The sequence below is a fragment of the Enterococcus bulliens genome, assembly GCF_053761865.1.
This window is the reverse complement of the sequence record NZ_JBSMXK010000007.1, coordinates 1-17,687: the sequence shown is the minus strand read 5'-3', so window position 1 is coordinate 17,687 and position 17,687 is coordinate 1. Positions and strand designations below refer to the sequence as shown.

11 protein-coding genes are annotated in these 17,687 nt (G+C 40.3%); 3 read left to right on the top strand and 8 right to left on the bottom strand.

The features are described from left to right. Positions 1 to 6: 6 nt before the first annotated feature. From ACWOEC_RS05020 to nifJ, 3 genes are all read right to left on the bottom strand, one after another. Positions 7 to 1,113: a CdaR family protein gene (locus tag ACWOEC_RS05020; protein ID WP_455306463.1), complete on the bottom strand. Its 1,107-nt coding sequence runs from the start codon at positions 1,111 to 1,113 to the stop codon at positions 7 to 9. Further along, positions 1,113 to 2,006 carry a diadenylate cyclase CdaA gene (cdaA, locus tag ACWOEC_RS05015; RefSeq protein WP_455306461.1) on the bottom strand — a complete coding sequence of 298 codons (894 nt, stop codon included), beginning with the start codon at positions 2,004 to 2,006 and terminating at the stop codon, positions 1,113 to 1,115. Before cdaA ends, ACWOEC_RS05020 begins: the two co-directional genes overlap by 1 nt. Positions 2,007 to 2,210: 204 nt before the next feature. Then, a complete protein-coding gene (nifJ, locus tag ACWOEC_RS05010) occupies positions 2,211 to 5,795 on the bottom strand; it encodes a pyruvate:ferredoxin (flavodoxin) oxidoreductase (RefSeq protein ID WP_455306459.1) in 3,585 nt (1,194 codons plus the stop codon). A 162-nt stretch (positions 5,796 to 5,957) separates the two neighbouring features. On the opposite strand from nifJ, the gene ACWOEC_RS05005 reads away from it, so the two are divergent. Then, entirely contained in the window at positions 5,958 to 6,470 is a 513-nt protein-coding gene (locus ACWOEC_RS05005; RefSeq protein WP_297077282.1) for a thioredoxin domain-containing protein, read from the top strand. Between the two features lie 50 nt (positions 6,471 to 6,520). Here the strand turns inward: ACWOEC_RS05005 and whiA are convergent, their stop codons facing one another. The 5 genes from whiA to uvrB all read right to left on the bottom strand — a co-directional run bounded on the left by whiA (position 6,521) and on the right by uvrB (position 14,305). Beyond that, positions 6,521 to 7,453, bottom strand: coding sequence for a DNA-binding protein WhiA (gene whiA / locus ACWOEC_RS05000; RefSeq protein WP_455306457.1), 933 nt, complete (start codon positions 7,451 to 7,453; stop codon positions 6,521 to 6,523). A gap of 28 nt (positions 7,454 to 7,481) precedes the next feature. Beyond that, on the bottom strand, positions 7,482 to 8,486 hold the full coding sequence (locus ACWOEC_RS04995) for a gluconeogenesis factor YvcK family protein (protein WP_455306455.1): 1,005 nt from the start codon (positions 8,484 to 8,486) through the stop codon (positions 7,482 to 7,484). Beyond that, complete coding sequence (gene rapZ, locus ACWOEC_RS04990) at positions 8,483 to 9,370, bottom strand: RNase adapter RapZ (protein ID WP_455306453.1); 888 nt, start codon at positions 9,368 to 9,370, stop codon at positions 8,483 to 8,485. Before rapZ ends, ACWOEC_RS04995 begins: the two co-directional genes overlap by 4 nt. A 110-nt stretch (positions 9,371 to 9,480) precedes the next feature. Continuing rightward, complete coding sequence (gene uvrA, locus ACWOEC_RS04985; RefSeq protein WP_455306451.1) at positions 9,481 to 12,300, bottom strand: excinuclease ABC subunit UvrA; 2,820 nt, start codon at positions 12,298 to 12,300, stop codon at positions 9,481 to 9,483. A 16-nt stretch (positions 12,301 to 12,316) separates the two neighbouring features. Further along, positions 12,317 to 14,305: an excinuclease ABC subunit UvrB gene (gene uvrB, locus ACWOEC_RS04980; protein WP_455306449.1), complete on the bottom strand. Its 1,989-nt coding sequence runs from the start codon at positions 14,303 to 14,305 to the stop codon at positions 12,317 to 12,319. 248 nt (positions 14,306 to 14,553) lie between these two features. On the opposite strand from uvrB, the gene ACWOEC_RS04975 reads away from it, so the two are divergent. Beyond that, positions 14,554 to 16,716 carry an amino acid ABC transporter substrate-binding protein/permease gene (locus ACWOEC_RS04975; protein ID WP_455306447.1) on the top strand — a complete coding sequence of 721 codons (2,163 nt, stop codon included), beginning with the start codon at positions 14,554 to 14,556 and terminating at the stop codon, positions 16,714 to 16,716. A 1-nt stretch (position 16,717) separates the two neighbouring features. After that, positions 16,718 to 17,455: an amino acid ABC transporter ATP-binding protein gene (locus tag ACWOEC_RS04970; protein WP_297077269.1), complete on the top strand. Its 738-nt coding sequence runs from the start codon at positions 16,718 to 16,720 to the stop codon at positions 17,453 to 17,455. Positions 17,456 to 17,687: the final 232 nt, after the last annotated feature.

The window sequence follows — 17,687 nt, the reverse complement described above, 5'->3', positions numbered from 1 at the left end:
AAAAACTCAATTTGTGGTTTCGCTAGTAACGACTTCTTCAGACACTGACGTACTAGTTTCTGTTTCGCTAGTCGTACTTGCTGTCGTTTCATTAGTGCTTGTTGAACTGCTAGAAGCAGCCGATGTTTGCGCACGACTAGACGAGGTGGTACTTGTTGTTGGCTTTTGTACAGGTTTGATCGTTACTGTCACTTCATTTGGTGATACTTCGACTCCTTCTGGTACATCGACTGGTGTCGTGACTTGAGTTTGTTTGACTACATTGTCGATATCGACCGATACCGAAACTTGAGTGACTTGATCAAGTGCTGCTTGTTCACCACTTACCGTCACATTGTATTCATTTAACTCATAATCGATCGATGATAGACTTGTAGCCATCTCTCCCGTTGGCACGACCGTGATCGGCACTTGCTTAGAAGGCAGTGTGACTGTTGCGCTTACGGTCACTTGTTCTGGTGAAATCACGACCGGTAACTTTTGACCATTCGCATCTACCGCTGCTACAGCTAATTTTGCATTGATATCTTTGGTCGCATTGACGATTGAATTAGCAGATACAAGCACTTGGTCGATTTCTTTTACTGTTTCTTCGCCCGTCGTTACCGACACTGTACTCGGTTCGATTGCTATTTTACCTAATTCATAGCCATCTTGCAAATTTGCTTGCGATAAATCTGTTTTGACATCAAATGTTTTGGTGACTTTTTTCTCGATTGTGACAGTGATCGTTTTGGTTTCAAGTGTTGCACTGACGCCACTACTTAAGTTTTCGACCTTGAGTGCGACTTCATGTGTTCCAGGCTCCAGTCCATCAAGGTCTGCGATCACTCTAAAATTACGCGTTTCGGTATTCAGTTCCGTATTCAATTGGACCCGATTATCACTTTTTAATTTGACCGTTACGGTTGGTGTAAATCCTTGAATAAAATATTTATTAGAGTCATATTGTGGTTGGATCGCAATTTCTTTTAACGTTTCCTCATAACTTGTTGGTGTGGGAATGATATTTCCTTGTAATGTCGATCCATTTGCATTAAAAAATAACACTAAGGTAAACAATAACGAAATCACTGCATAAAAAATATTTTTGCGCCGCTTCGTTTTTAACATTATTTATCCCCCTTTTTACTCAAGCGATTCATCTCATCGATGAAGACCTTATAAAAAGGTTTTTTAACAGTTTTTTCTTCATTTGGAATCAATTCACGACGTAAGATCGCTAAATATTCTTCGCGAGTCAGACCAGGTAATAATTGGTTGTTCATGGTAATGCTCACATCCCCAGTTTCTTCAGATACGATAAACGTTACCGCATCGCTCACCTCAGAGACACCCACTGCTGCACGGTGCCGTGTTCCAAACTCTTTTGGAATCAACAAGCTCTCAGATAAAGGCAAATATGCACAACAGACACTGATTTTACCATCGCGGATAATCACAGCACCATCGTGTAGTGGTGTATTGGGGATAAAGATATTGATCAACAATTCTCCACTGATATCTGCATCAACAGGAATCCCGGTTTCGATATATTCTTCTAATCCGGTATTACGTTCGATCGTCACTAATGCTCCGATTTTTCGTTTTGACATATATTGGATCGCTTTATCAAACGCTAAAATCATTTGCTCATCTTGACGTTTATTTGATTTTGTCGAATTAAAAAACGAAGTCCGGCCTAAATGCTCTAACCCACGGCGAATCTCTGGTTGAAAAATGACGATAGCGGCGATCACACCATACGTGATGACTTGATCCATCAGCCATGAAAGTGTATGTAGCCCAATCAGCTCTGCTACAAAACGTGTTGCGATAAAGACCGCAACCCCTTTTAATAATTGGATCGCTTTCGTTCCGCGAACCAATTGAATCAATTTATATAAAATAAACCAAACCACTAGAATATCTAGTAAATTAATGGCAAAATCCCAAGATAAAAAATCAACGGAAACAAACTGTTTCCAGTGTTCCAAATTAAAAAAATTCGATAAGTTAATTGACATATATGAAGCCTTCCTTTGCTCTCAGACTTTTCAACTTTTAGTATAACATAAGCGTTTTTTAAAATTGAACAAAATCATGACTTTTTCCGAAATTTTTTAAAAACTTTTTGCATCCGTAAAAAAGAAGTGTGACAGAAAATTGTCACACTCTTAAAAATCAAATATGCGATTTTTTTAGAAGTAGCTTATTGACTACACCCTCTTTTACTCGTGCTGCTTTCGCGCAGCTCGTCTGGCCAAACGACGTTGGGTCGCTTCATCGACTTCAGTTGACTTTTCTTCATGATTTCGTTTACCAGTCAATCCTTCATAATAGCTAAAGCGTTGTGTCACTTGCTCGGTCAATTCGTTTACCATCGGGGTCAATGTTTTGGTTTTTTGCGTCTGTTTAAATCGCAATTGTAACGTTAAAAAGTCTTCTAAGCGTTCGAATTTAGGCCGTTTCGTATCTAAAGTAAATCGTTTCGTTTCTGGGTGATACCGATACAGTGGCCAATAGCCGCTTTCAACAGCTAATTTGGCTTCGGTTAGACTTTGTCGCATACCACCGATCAATCCATGCGCGATACACGGCGTATAGGCGATTAAAATCGATGGTCCAGGGAATTTTTCAGCTTCTTCAATCGCTTTGATCGTCTGTATCGGACTAGCTGCAAATGAAATTTGAGCCACATAGACCGATTCATATGTCATCGCGATTCTTCCTAAGTCTTTTTTGCGTTGTGCTTTTCCGTTTGATACGAATTTTGCAACAGCATGTTTCGGGGTGGCTTTTGAGACTTGTCCTCCTGTATTTGAATAGACTTCATTGTCTAACACAAGTAAATTGACATCCGCACCGCTTGCAATGACATGATCCAATCCACTATAGCCAATATCATAGGCCCAACCGTCACCACCGATGATCCACTGACTCGGTTTCACAAATAGATCTTCTTGTGCTAATATGGCTTGTCGCTCTACTTCAAAAGCTGTTTCATGGTACAAAGCTTGTCTTAATTTTGCAGCGCGTTGCTTGGTTCCGTCACTTTCTGCTAAATGATCAATAAACTCTTTCATCAATTGTACTGTTTCTTTTTCAAACACATTGCGAGCTTTTTTTGCAAGTAGATGGATCTGACGCGCTAGTGCTTGGCGTCTAGTTGTTATGCCAATATGCATACCATAGCCAAATTCAGCATTGTCTTCTAATAATGAATTCGACCACGCCGGTCCTTGGCCTGACGCAGTTGTCGTATAAGGTGTCGTAGGAAAAGAAGCGCCCCAAATTGAAGAACAACCTGTCGCATTGGCCACAAGCATCCGATCGCCAAATAATTGGGTCAACAATTTGACATAAGGCGTTTCACCACAACCAGCACAAGCACCTGAAAATTCTAGTAGTGGTTTTTCGAATTGTGATCCCATGACACTTGATACTTTTACGGGATTTTCTTTTTGTTTCAATGTCATCGCAAACGCCCAATGAATCGCTTCTTGCTTTTTCGTTTCATAAGGGACCATTGCTAACGCTTTGCCTTTTGCTGGACAAGCCTCAACGCAAAGTCCACATCCTGTGCAATCTTCTACTGAAACTTGGATTCGATACCATAGTCCATCCTTACCTCGAAACTTGCGTGTAATAAATCCTTCTGGAGCTGCTTGTTCCTCTTCTTCGTCTAATAAAAATGGGCGGATCGCTGCATGTGGACAGACAAAAGCGCATTCATTACACATCGTACAACGTTCACTAAACCACTCTGGAACTTCTAAAGCGATCCCTCGTTTTTCATACGCAGCAGTCCCCAGTGGCATCTGACCGGTTTGCCGTGTTGATGGTGAAAAAGCCGAGACAGGCAAGCAGTCTCCTTTTTGTGCCAGCACTGGATTTGCCACGTTTTCCATATAGTCGTCTGTCGCTGTCTTTTTATGTGAGTCGACTTCCAATGTTGCCCATTCTTTAGGCACAGCGACTTTTTTTAAACTATTGACGACTTCTGCTAAAATCGCTAAATTGTTTTCAACGACTTGTTCAGTTTTATGTCGGTATTTTTGTTTGATTTCAGCTTTCATCGCTTCCATTGCTTGTGTAAAGGGACATGGATTCATTAAATAAAAGAAGACCGTTTCCATAATTTTATTGATATGTCGACCTAGACCATAGCGTTGCGCAAGTTCCATAGCGTTGATCGTATAAAACTGTATCTGTTTTCGTGCCAAATCACGTTTTAATGCAGTTGGCAGTGCCCGCATCAGTTGCTCTGCCGTCCATGGTGTATTTAAGACAAAAATACCTTGTGTTTTCAAATCTTCTAATAAAGAATAACGATGAACGTAAGCAGGCGTATGACAAGCAACGTAGTCCGCTTTTGTGATCAAATATTCTGAATGGATCGTATCGTTTCCATAACGTAGATGCGAAATCGTCAATCCACCTGATTTTTTTGAATCATAGTAAAAATAGCCTTGAACGTTTTGCGTTGTCTGTTCGCCAATGATTTTGATCGCTGATTTACTTGCACTGACTGTTCCATCTGAACCAAATCCCCAAAATTTTGCTTGCTTGATCGTACTTGGTGTGAGATCAAGTGTCGCTCCTACTTTCAACGAAAGGTGTGTCACGTCGTCTACAATGCCTAAAGTGACTTCTTTTTGCGGTTGCTCTTTTTCCAACTCATCAAATAAAGCGTTGATATCTTCTGGTCGTGTATCTTTTGCGCCTAGACCGTAACGCGCGCCAATAATAATGGGCGCATTTTCCTGACCATAAAAAGTACTTTTTACATCTAGCAGTAAAGATTCTCCAGGAGCAGTCGCTTCTTTACTACGATCGAGCACAGCAATCTTTTCAACAGTCTTTGGCATCACTTCTAATAGATCTGCTACTGGAAAAGGACGATATAGCCGTATACATACCACGCCCACTTTCCGACCTTTCATCTGTAGATATTCGACAGTTTGACGAATCGTTTCCGTGATTGATCCCATGGCGATGATCACTTGCGTTGCTTTAGGATAACCATAGTAGTTTGCCACATCATAATCAGTTTGACGAAAAGTATTTAACTTAGAAAAATATTCTTTAACTGTAGCAATCACGTCTTGATAAGGTTGGTTTAACGCTTCACGTTGCTGAAAATGAACATCTGGATTTTGATTGGCGCCACTTACTGTGGGATGATTCGGATTCATCGCTTCGTCTTTAAACGCTTTAAGCTGTTCTTTGTCGAGCCATTTTTCCAACTGCGCATAAGGTAGCACTTCGATTTTTTGCATCTCATGACTCGTTCGAAAACCATCGAAAAAATGCACAAAAGGAATTCGGCTGGTAATCGTTGCTAGATGAGCAATCGCTGCAAGGTCCATTGCTTCTTGAACGGAACTAGACGCTAGCATGGCATAGCCACTTTGGCGCACGGCCATCACATCAGAATGATCCCCAAAAATACTCAATGCATTAGTCGTCAATGCTCGACTCGCTACGTGAATCACACTTGGCAACAACTCTCCAGCGATTTTATACATATTAGGTAACATCAATAATAATCCTTGCGACGCGGTATACGTGGTTGTTAAAGCTCCTGTTTTTAAGGCACCATGTACAGCCCCTGCTGCTCCTGCTTCAGATTGCATATCCACGATCGTCACCGGTTCGTGAAACATATTTTTCTTTTGTTGCGCGGCCCATTGTTCGACCAATTCAGCCATTGGTGAACTTGGAGTAATGGGATAAACGGCAGCAACTTCAGTAAAGGCATACGACACATACGCTGCCGCTTCATTCCCATCCATTACACGATATTCTCTCATACTGACACTCCTCTACTTGATTTTCTTCTTTAGTATAATAGATTGTGAAAAAATTATAAAGATGAAAGTTATCTTTTTCACAAAAAATCAAACTGCTTGATTAGTGGGCATTTTGGTAAAAATTAGGTACAATAGTGATAGTCATTAAAGGAGGATATGAGAATGGATATTTCTGTTATTAAACCTGAGGCAACAAACACTACACATGGAATTAAAATCGGAGACAACGAACGCGTGATGATCGAGTTTGTGAATCTACGTTGCCCTTATTGTAAAAAGTGGTTCCAAGAATCGGAGCACTATTTAAATGAAGCGGTAAAAGCCAATCAATTGTCTCGTCTGATCAAACTGACGGATCGACAAAAAGAATCCTTACAACGTGGAAATGTGATGCATCAATACGTGACAACAAATGATGCGAAAACAGCATTGATGGAGATCGCGAAAATTTTTGACACACAAGATCAATGGGGCGATCTATCTCTAGAAGAAGTCGCAACGTTTGCTGAAGAAAAACTAGGCCTAACACGTCATAATCATGAAGAGTATGCCAAAGAGATCACAGCTGAGAGCGAAGCCGCGAATATCAAATTTGTTCCAACGATTTTATTTGCGGATCAAATCTTTGATGAAAGTATCACCCATGAAGATTTAGTTTCATTAGTCGAACGCTAAATAAAAAAACCAAAAGCCGAAGTGTTGAACTAACCTAGGCTTTTGGTTTTTTATTTTGCTTCGCGCAATCGTTCAGCGAATTCATTGATTTTGCGAATCCGATGATTGATTCCCGACTTAGAAATCGCTCCTGATGGAATCATTTCTCCTAATTCTTTCAAACTAACTTCAGGATTTTCTAAACGTAATTCTGCAATTTCTTGTAATTTTTCCGGCAATGCACTGAGTCCGACCGTATCCTCGATAAACGAAATATTTTGCAATTGTTTTGATGCTGCGTCGATTGTTTTATTCATATTGGCCGTTTCACAATTGACTAAACGATTCACCGAATTGCGCATATCTCTTACAATCCGTACATCTTCAAATTTCAGCATCGAATTGGTAGCCCCGATCACCACAAAAAAATCGGCGATTTGTTCGGCACCTTTAAGATAAGAAATATAGCCATTACGGCGTTCAAGCGTGCGTGCATTCAACTGAAAAAAATTCAACATTTCGCAAATATCTTGATTATGTTCTTCATAAAGTGAATAAATCTCTAAGTGATATCGACTCGTTTCCGGATTGTTCACAGAGCCTGATGCCATAAATGCTCCTCTTAGATACGAACGCATTTTTTGACTATTTCCCATGATCTCATCGGATACATGCGTGTGAAACATCATGCCATCCATAATGTCTAAATCTGTTAAAATCCGTTGAGTATCTTGTTTTAGACGTACGATATACACATTGTTCTTTTTCAATTTCATTTTACGACGTACAAGTAACTCACTTTTTACATCATAATGATCTTTTAATAACGAATAGATTCGTCTAGCGATCGCCGCATTTTCTGTTTGGACATTTAAGATGAATTGATGGTTGGCTAAACTTAGAGAACCATTCATCCGAATCAACGCCGCAAGTTCTGCTTTAGCATGCTCGCGATGCACTTCAAGACCCGTTAATTCTTTTTTGACCTCGGCTGCAAAAGACATCCAGATCACCTTCTTTCTACACTAGCCCTTAATGTCTTCGTTTTCGTTCATACACTAAGCGCAATAATTCTTGTACAACTTTTTCGCCATCGTGAAACACTCCACCATCACGTAATTCAAGAAAGTCAGTAGATACTACTCGACAACCTTCATCACGTAAAGCTAAAAAGTCATGTTCTACTTGAACTAAATACTCATCGTAACGCTCATTGTCCATATAATTTTCTGGTACTTTTTCAATATTGACCAAGACGGTATCGATAAAAGGTTGACGCAAGTGCTCATGCAAGACGCGCACATGATCGGCATCGCTAAAATACTCGGTTTCGCCTTTTTGCGTCATAATGTTACAAATATAGACTGTTTCTGCTTTTGTTTCTAATAACGCTTGGCCGATTTCAGCAATCATTAGATTTGGTAAAATACTGGTAAATAAACTACCCGGCCCTAATACCACCATATCTGCCTCTAAAATTGAAGAAATCACTTTACGTGCCGCTTTTGGCTCGCTTTGATTGTGTTGATTTTGCACAAAAACACGATCAATCGTTTTTCGCTGTTTGGCAATATTCGATTCTCCTACAGCCGTCGTTCCATCTTTAAACACTGCATGTAAAATCAAAGGTTCATCAGAAGATGGAAAGACGCGACCGTCGACATGCATCATTTTAGATAATAATTGTACCGCCTCATATGTACTCCCACGCATTTCAGAAATAGCCGCAATAATCAAATTTCCTAACGCATGATTGGCTAAAAAATGATCTTCTGATTTAAAACGATACTGAAAAATATCCTCATAAAGTCTTGGCATATCCGATAGCGAGACCAATACATTCCGTAAATCTCCTGGCGGGGCCATTGTGATCGAATCACGAATCACCCCACTACTCCCTCCATCATCTGCGACCGTCACGACTGCTGTAATGTCTACTCCTTGATTGCGTAAGCTTTTTAAGATCACCGGCAATCCCGTTCCGCCACCTAACACCACCACTTTTGGTTTATGGATACGGTAAGTCTTTAAGCTCATGAACGATTGACCGTTTCTTTACGTTTATCTTTATCTCGATGTGTGGTGTGTACGAGATACTCTTGCTTCAACAAGTCTCCGATTCGTTTTGTCAATGCCACTGAACGGTGTTGTCCACCCGTGCATCCGATCGCAATCGTTAGACTGCTTTTGCCTTCTTTGATATAACCTGGCATCACGCTAAGTAGCAATTGACTAAACTGTTGGTAAAAAGCTTCCGTTTCATCAAAAGACATCACGTAGTCGTAAACCGGTTGATCAAGTCCCGTTAATGGACGCAATTCTTGGATATAATGTGGATTTGGTAGAAAACGCACGTCCATCACGATATCTGCATCGATTGGCAATCCATACTTAAATCCAAATGACAACATCTCGATACGAAATCCCGGTGTGGTATCACTCGTCCGAAACTCGGCATTGATTCGCTCTCTTAATTGACGTGGAGTCAATTCTGTTGTATCGACAACAACCGATGCTTGCGCTTTAAATTCTTCTAATAAGTGACGTTCTTTCTTGATGCCTTCTGTTACCAAACCATCCATTGCCAATGGGTGGGCTCTACGGGTTTCTTTATATCGAGAAACCAATTCGGCATCTAACGCTTCTAAAAATAAAATACGTGTATTGATGAAATTGGTATTCTCGATTTCAATCAACATACTTTGGATCTCTTCAAAGAACGAGCGTGAACGCATATCGACGACCAATGCGATTTTTAAGATTTTGCCAGATTCTTTAATCAATTCCCAAAATTTTGGAATCAATGATGGCGGCATATTATCAATACAAAAATAGCCCATGTCCTCGAAACTTTGAACAGCCACCGTTTTTCCAGCTCCGCTCATCCCTGTAATAATAACTAATTCTAAATTATCTACCATAGTATTACCCCCTCTTTTTCTCATAATCTAAACAATTATATCATCCCGGGCGTATCATGACTACATTTTATCGAAAAAAAAGTAAAGACGAGTTTCGCCTTTACTTTTTTTTAAGACAATACTGTCTTCAAATACTTTCCGGTATAACTTTCTTCTACTTGTGCGAGTGCCTCAGGTGTCCCAGTCGCTAGAATCGTGCCCCCACCGGCACCGCCTTCTGGTCCAAGGTCGATCAAATGATCCGCAGACTTGATCACATCAAGATTGTGTTCAATCACTAACACCGTATTGCCTTTTTCAACTAAGCGATCCAAAACCTTTAACAAACGGGCAATATCTTCTGAATGTAGTCCAGTTGTGGGCTCATCTAAAATGTAAAAACTTTTTCCATTTGATATCTTGTGTAACTCACTTGCAAGCTTCATCCGTTGTGCTTCACCACCAGATAATGTGGTAGCAGGTTGACCTAATGTGATATATCCTAGACCGACATCTACGATCGTTTGCAGTTTCCGATTGATCTTTGGAATCGATTGGAAAAATTCGACCGCATCTTCAACCGTCATATCCAAGATATCGGCAATATTTTTTCCTTTATAGTGAACTTCAAGTGTTTCCGAATTGTACCGTTTCCCATGGCATACTTCACACGGTACATAGACATCGGGTAAGAAATGCATTTCAATTTTAATAATTCCATCTCCACGACAAGCTTCACAACGGCCGCCTTTGACGTTAAAACTAAAGCGCCCTTTTTTATATCCCCGAACCTTTGCTTCATTGGTTTTTGCAAACAGATCACGGATATCATCAAAAACACTCGTGTAGGTCGCAGGGTTACTTCGTGGTGTACGACCGATTGGACTTTGATCGATATCAATGATTTTCTCAATAGCTTCATATCCTGTGATCGAGCGATATTTTCCAGGTTTTGCGTTGTTTCGATTGATTTTTTGCGCTAAGGCTTTTTTCAAGATCTCATTGACCAAAGTCGATTTTCCTGAACCAGAAACACCTGTGACCGCAACGAATTCACCTAGGGGAAAAGCTACATCAATATTTTTTAAGTTATTTTCTGAAGCCCCAAGTACTTCGATCGCCTGACCATTTCCTTGTCTTCTCGTCTCAGGTACTGGGATTTTTCGTTTGCCAGATAGATATTGTCCAGTAAGCGATGCTTTATTTTTTTCCACTTGTTTTGGTGTTCCTTGTGCGACGATTTGACCACCAGCAGCACCAGCTCCTGGACCTACATCGATCAAATAATCCGCAGCGCGCATCGTGTCTTCGTCGTGTTCTACTATAATTAGTGTATTTCCAAGATCGCGCATTTTTCGAAGCGAATCTAATAAACGATCGTTATCACGCTGATGCAATCCAATCGAAGGCTCATCTAAAATATACAATACACCAGATAGATTTGATCCAATTTGTGTAGCCAAGCGGATCCGTTGTGCTTCGCCTCCAGAAAGCGTTCCGGCTGCACGGCTTAACGTTAAATAATCAAGTCCTACATTACGTAAAAAGCTTAACCGATCATTGATTTCTTTTACGATCGTTTGTGCAATCGTTTGTTCTTTTTCAGACAAGATCAGCTGATCAACAAAATGTAACGCTTCGGTGATCGCCTTTTCACTCACTTGACCGATATGTTCCCCTCCGACTTTAACGGATAACGCCTGACGGTTCAAACGATAACCATGGCAGACGTTACAAGGCAATTCTGTCATATACAATTTCATCTGTTCTCGCGTAAAATCACTATTGGTTTCGTGATAACGTCGTTTGATATTGCTCATCACACCTTCAAACGCGATATCGACATCACGGACACCACCAAAATCATTTTCGTAATGGAAATGGAACGCTTCTTCACCAGAACCATACAAAATGATGTTTTGTTCTTGTTGACTTAATTGTTCAAAAGGCGTATCCATATCGATTGAAAAAGCATAGCACGCTTGTTCCAACAATTGCGGATAATATTGTGAACTGATTGGATTCCAAGGCACCAGAGCGCCTTCACGCAACGTTTTGGTTGTATCAGGTACGACTAAATCTAAATCGACTTCTAATTTCATCCCTAACCCATCACATTCAGAACAAGCCCCAAATGGTGCATTGAATGAAAATAAACGCGGTTCCAATTCACCGACTGTAAAACCACAATAAGGACAAGAATAATGTTCACTAAACAATAACTCTTCTTCGCCGTTCACATCAACAACCGCATAGCCATCTGCTAAACGTAACGCCGCTTCAAATGAATCAAATAAACGTGAACGAATTCCGTCTTTGATCACGATACGATCGACAACGATTGCAATCGAATGTTTTTTCGTTTTAGGTAATTCCGGAACTTCTGTGATGTCATAGGTTTCTCCATTTACCCGTACGCGAACGTAACCTTCTCGTTGGATCATCTCAAATACTTTTTTGTGTTGCCCTTTTTTTTCATGTACAACAGGTGCTAATAATTGGATTTTTGTACGCTCAGGTAGCGCCAATACTTGATCGACCATCTGCTCTACTGATTGACTGGTAATCTCTACATGATCGTTTGGACAAATCGGATGACCTACACGTGCATAAAGCAATCTTAGATAGTCATTGATTTCAGTGACTGTACCAACGGTTGAACGCGGATTTTTACTTGTAGTCTTTTGATCGATCGAGATCGCTGGGCTCAAGCCATCGATACTGTCGACGTCTGGTTTATCCATTTGTCCTAAAAATTGCCGTGCATAAGCAGAAAGGCTTTCAACGTAACGACGTTGTCCTTCTGCATAAAGCGTATCAAAGGCAAGCGAGCTTTTTCCAGAACCAGAAAGTCCGGTCACTACAACCATCTTGTCACGCGGAATGGTCACATCAATATTTTTTAGATTATGTGCTCGTGCACCATGAATCACTATTTTATCATTTGCCACAAAGAAGCCCCCTATATTATTCTGCTTTTAATTCTAAAATGGTATCGCGTAGTGTAGCAGCTGTTTCAAAATCTAATGCTTTAGCCGCATCGCGCATTTCTTTTTCTAACTTCAATAGTAATTGTTCTTTTTCCTCTTTTGAGAGTTCGGTAATCGACTGCACGTCATAAGCTTCTGCAGTTTCTGCGACCTTAGAGATGCGGATCAGATCACGGATCTCTTTTTTGATGGTAATCGGTGTGATTCCATGTTTTTCATTATACGCCTCTTGGATCGAACGTCTTCTAGCCGTTTCTTCGATCGCTTTATTCATGGAATCGGTCATTTTATCTGCATACATGATCACTTTCCCATTGGAATTTCGTGCCGCGCGCCCAATCGTTTGAATCAATGAGCGTTCGCTACGTAAGAATCCTTCTTTATCGGCATCTAAGATCGCAACTAGAGAAACTTCTGGCACATCGATCCCTTCTCGTAGTAAGTTGATTCCAATCAATACATCAAATACGCCTAAGCGTAAGTCACGAATGATTTCAGTTCGCTCAAGTGTTTTGATATCACTATGCAAGTACTTCACTTTGATACCAAGTTCTTTGAAATAATCTGTCAAATCTTCTGCCATTTTTTTCGTCAACGTCGTAATGAAGACACGCTCGTCTTTTTCTGCACGCTCGTTGATTTCTCCTACTAGATCATCGATTTGCCCCATGATAGGACGCACATCGATGATTGGATCCAAGAGTCCAGTTGGTCGGATGATCTGTTGTACGACGTGATCTGTTTGCTCGTATTCATATGGTCCTGGAGTGGCAGAAACATAGATGATTTGATTGACATGCGCTTCAAATTCTTCCAATCGTAAAGGACGATTATCTAAAGCTGATGGCAAACGAAATCCATAGTCTACTAACATTTGCTTACGCGCGCGGTCTCCATTGTACATGCCTCTAATTTGCGGCATCGTAACGTGTGATTCATCGATCACCATCAAAAAATCTTCAGGGAAAAAATCAATCAACGTATAAGGTGGTTCTCCTTCTTTACGTCCATCCATATGTCGCGAATAATTCTCGATTCCTGAAGTATACCCCATTTCACGTAGCATCTCGATATCATAATTAGTGCGTTGCTCTAAACGTTGTGCTTCTAGTAACTGTTCATTTTCTCGTAAAATCTTTAAACGCCATTCAAGTTCGGCTTGAATGGACGCAATCGCGCTTTCCATATGATTCTCATCGGTCAAAAAGTGAGTTGCCGGAAAAATCGAGACATGCTCTATATCGTTGTGGACTTCACCTGTCAAGGCATCGACTTCACGAATTCGATCGACTTCATCGCCAAAAAATTCAATCCGCAACGCACGTTCATCGCGTGAAGCTGGAAAGACTTCGATGACATCACCTCTCACGCGAAATCGTCCCCGCTGAAAATCAATATCATTGCGTTCAAATTGGATATCAATCAGACGACGTAACACTTCTTCGCGTGAAATCTCCATTCCTTCGCGAATCGAGACAACTTGCTTTTGATATTCCATAGGAGAACCTAAACCAAAAATACAAGAAACTGAAGCCACCACTACCACGTCATTGCGCTCTAAAAGCGAACTCGTTGCCGAATGACGTAATTTATCGATTTCATCATTGACACTTGAGTCCTTTTCGATATATGTGTCGCTTGAAGGAACGTAAGCTTCTGGCTGATAATAATCATAATAACTCACAAAATATTCTACTGCGTTATTGGGGAAAAATTCTTTAAACTCGCCATATAATTGACCAGCTAATGTTTTATTGTGCGCAATGATCAAAGTCGGTTTATTGACCTGTTGGATCACATTTGAGATCGTGTAGGTTTTCCCCGTTCCCGTTGCTCCTAGTAGTATTTGTGCTTTTTCTTTCTTTTGAACTCCTTCGACTAGTTGGCGGATGGCCTCCGGTTGATCACCGGCCGGTTGATACGCAGAAACTAGATCAAAAGGAATCGAATTGTTTCGTTCAATCATCCTCAATCCTCATTTCAATTGTTCGTTTTCGTTCTTATATTTTATCATAGCGAACATATTTTCGCTATTCTTGTGACTTGTTTCATAAGGATGGAAGCTTATTTCTTAAACTTTTTATGTAAGTTTTCCTTACATTTCATGTAAGCATTCAGTTTATTTTTTTCTTTTTTCTTGTTATACTCTTGCTAATCGTCAATTCAAATAGAATCGACTAAGTTTTTATGAGAAGAAATGGAGGAAATCATTACATGAAACGAAAGCTTTTTTATTTATCACTACTTTCCATCGTGGCGACGTTAGGGTTGTTTACGGCACGTAGCGTAAAAGCAGAAGAAACGACTTATCAAATCGGAACTGACATCACATTTGCTCCGTTTGAATTTCAAGATGACAATCAAAATTATGTAGGGATCGATATTGATTTGTTAAATGCGATCGCCAAAGATCAAGGATTCGCCATCAATTTGCGTCCACTGGGATTTGATTCATCGATCCAAGGAGTCCAATCTGGACAACTAGATGGTATGATCGCAGGAATGAGTATTACAGATGAGCGGAAAAAAAGTTTTGACTTTTCTGATCCTTATTTTGATAGCGGCATCCAAATGGCTGTCAAAACTGGCGATAACTCAATCAAATCCTATAAAGACTTAAAAGGAAAAGTTGTCGGTGCTAAAGTTGGAACTGAAAGTGCAACATTTTTAGAAGCAAACAAGGATAAATATGGCTATACGATCAAAACTTATGACGATGCTACTGGCGTATACGGTGCCATCAAAAATGGAACGGTGCAAGCAATTTTCGATGATTATCCTGTTTTAGGGTACGCCATCAACAAGGGAGAACCTTTGCAACTCATTGGGACAGCTGAAAAAGGAAATGCTTACGGTTTTGCAGTCAAAAAAGGCGAAAATGCCGAACTGATCCAAAAATTCAACGCCGGTCTTAAAAAATTAAAAGAATCAGGCCAATATGACGAAATCGTTCAAACGTATATCAAAACAAATAGCGAAACGATAACATCACAAACAGAAATGAAAAAAATCACACCGCTAAAAGAGAAATACATTATTGCAAGCGACTCTGCTTTTGCCCCATTTGAATTCAAAAACGAAGACAATGAATATGTGGGAATCGATGTCGATTTGATGAAAAAAGCGGCAGAATTACAAGGTTTCACGATCGACTTTAACTTCATCGGCTTCTCAGCAGCAGTTCAAGCCTTACAAGGGCAACAAGCTGACGGCATGATCGCCGGTATGACTGTGACAGACGAACGAAAAAAAGAATTCGACTTTTCCACTCCTTATTTCCAAAGCGGTATCCAAATCGCAGTCAAAAAAGGCAATAAAAACATCAACTCTTATGAAGACTTAAAAGGCAAAAAGGTCGGGGTAAAAGTCGGGACCGAAAGTGCGGACTTTTTAGAAGCCAATAAAGATAAATATGGCTACACGATCAAAAGTTATGATGCAGCAGATCAATTATACGAAGCAGTCAAAGTCGGCGCAGTCGACGCCATCATGGACGACTATCCAGTAATCGGCTATGCCATCTCTCAAGGTCAAGAACTTGCTACACCGATTGCACGTGAAAGTGGCGGTGAATATGCCTTCGCTGTGAAAAAAGGACAAAACCAAGAATTACTTGAAATGTTCAACGAAGCTTTAGCACAAATGAAACAATCAGGTGAATATGACAAGATTATCGCAACGTATATCGCAGATGGCGAACCAGTCAAACAAGAATCGACTAAAGATAACTCTTCTTTATGGAGAATCTTAAAAAACAACTATAAACAATTGCTTGCCGGTTTAGGCAAAACAATGCTTCTTGCCTTGATTTCCTTTGCGCTCGCGATTTTAGTCGGCGTCATCTTTGGCTTGATGAGTGTCGCACCAATCAAAGCACTACGCATCGTCGCGTCAATCTACGTGGATATTATTCGCGGTATTCCAATGATGGTATTGGCATTCTTTATCTTCTTTGGTTTATCAGGAGCGATAGGCATTACCATTCCAGACTTTGTTGCCGGGGTCATTACCTTGACGCTAAACGCCAGTGCTTATATCGCTGAAATCGTTCGTGGTGGAATCAACGCTGTACCAAAAGGACAGATGGAAGCATCACGTAGTCTAGGATTATCTTACAACCGAACGATGCAAAAAATCATTTTACCGCAAGCGGTACGCATCATGGTGCCTTCGTTTGTTAACCAATTCGTCATTACCTTAAAAGATACAACTATCATTTCCGCTATCGGTGTGGTCGAGTTGTTACAAACTGGAAAAATCATTGTAGCAAGCACACTCCAAAGTACGTCTGTCTACTTTATTATCGCAATGATCTACTTGATCGTGATCACAGCATTAACTCGTTTAGCGAAAGTTTTAGAAAAGAAGGTGAATTAAGATGGCAGAAAAAATATTAGTAGAACATTTAGTCAAACAATACGGAGACAATACTGTTTTAAACGATATCAATGTCTCGATCAAAGAAGGCGAAGTCGTCTGCATTATCGGCCCTTCCGGTTCAGGTAAATCGACCTTTTTACGTTGTCTAAACCGCCTAGAAGAGCCTTCTAGCGGAGACATCATCGTCGATGGCGCCCATCTAATGGATAAAAACACAGATATCAATATGGTCCGTCAACATATCGGGATGGTGTTTCAACACTTCAACCTTTTCCCACATCTATCGATTATGGAAAACATCATTCTCGCACCAACAGACCTTAAAAAATTAAGTAAAGCCGAAGCAGAAAAAAAAGCTGTTAAACTACTTGAAACAGTTGGATTAGCCGATAAAAAAGACGCTTATCCGGATAACCTATCTGGTGGGCAAAAACAACGGGTCGCCATTGCTCGCGCATTGGCAATGAATCCTGATATCATGCTCTTTGATGAGCCGACATCCGCGCTAGATCCTGAAATGGTTGGCGATGTGTTGAACGTTATGAAAAAACTAGCCAAACAAGGGATGACGATGGTGATCGTTACCCACGAAATGGGATTTGCTAAAGAAGTCGCCAACCGTGTTATGTTTATCGATGGTGGAAACTTTTTAGAAGATGGCACACCAGATCAAATTTTTAATCATCCAACCAATCCACGTACCAAAGACTTTTTAAACAAAGTTTTAAATATCTGAAAAAAGAGGTGTGACAGGACATTGTCACACCTCTTTCACTATCGAAAACATGGTATTTTAGAAGCACCGCCTACGAAAATAAGCCGAATCACGCCCGATAATTTCGGCTCTATAATTTAATGGACTGATGAATTGAATTCAATTCATCAGTCCATTTGTCATTTTAGGTATTAAAAAACATACTCGCTTCCTGTATGATTAAATCACCACAAAATAAACAAACGAAAGGAGT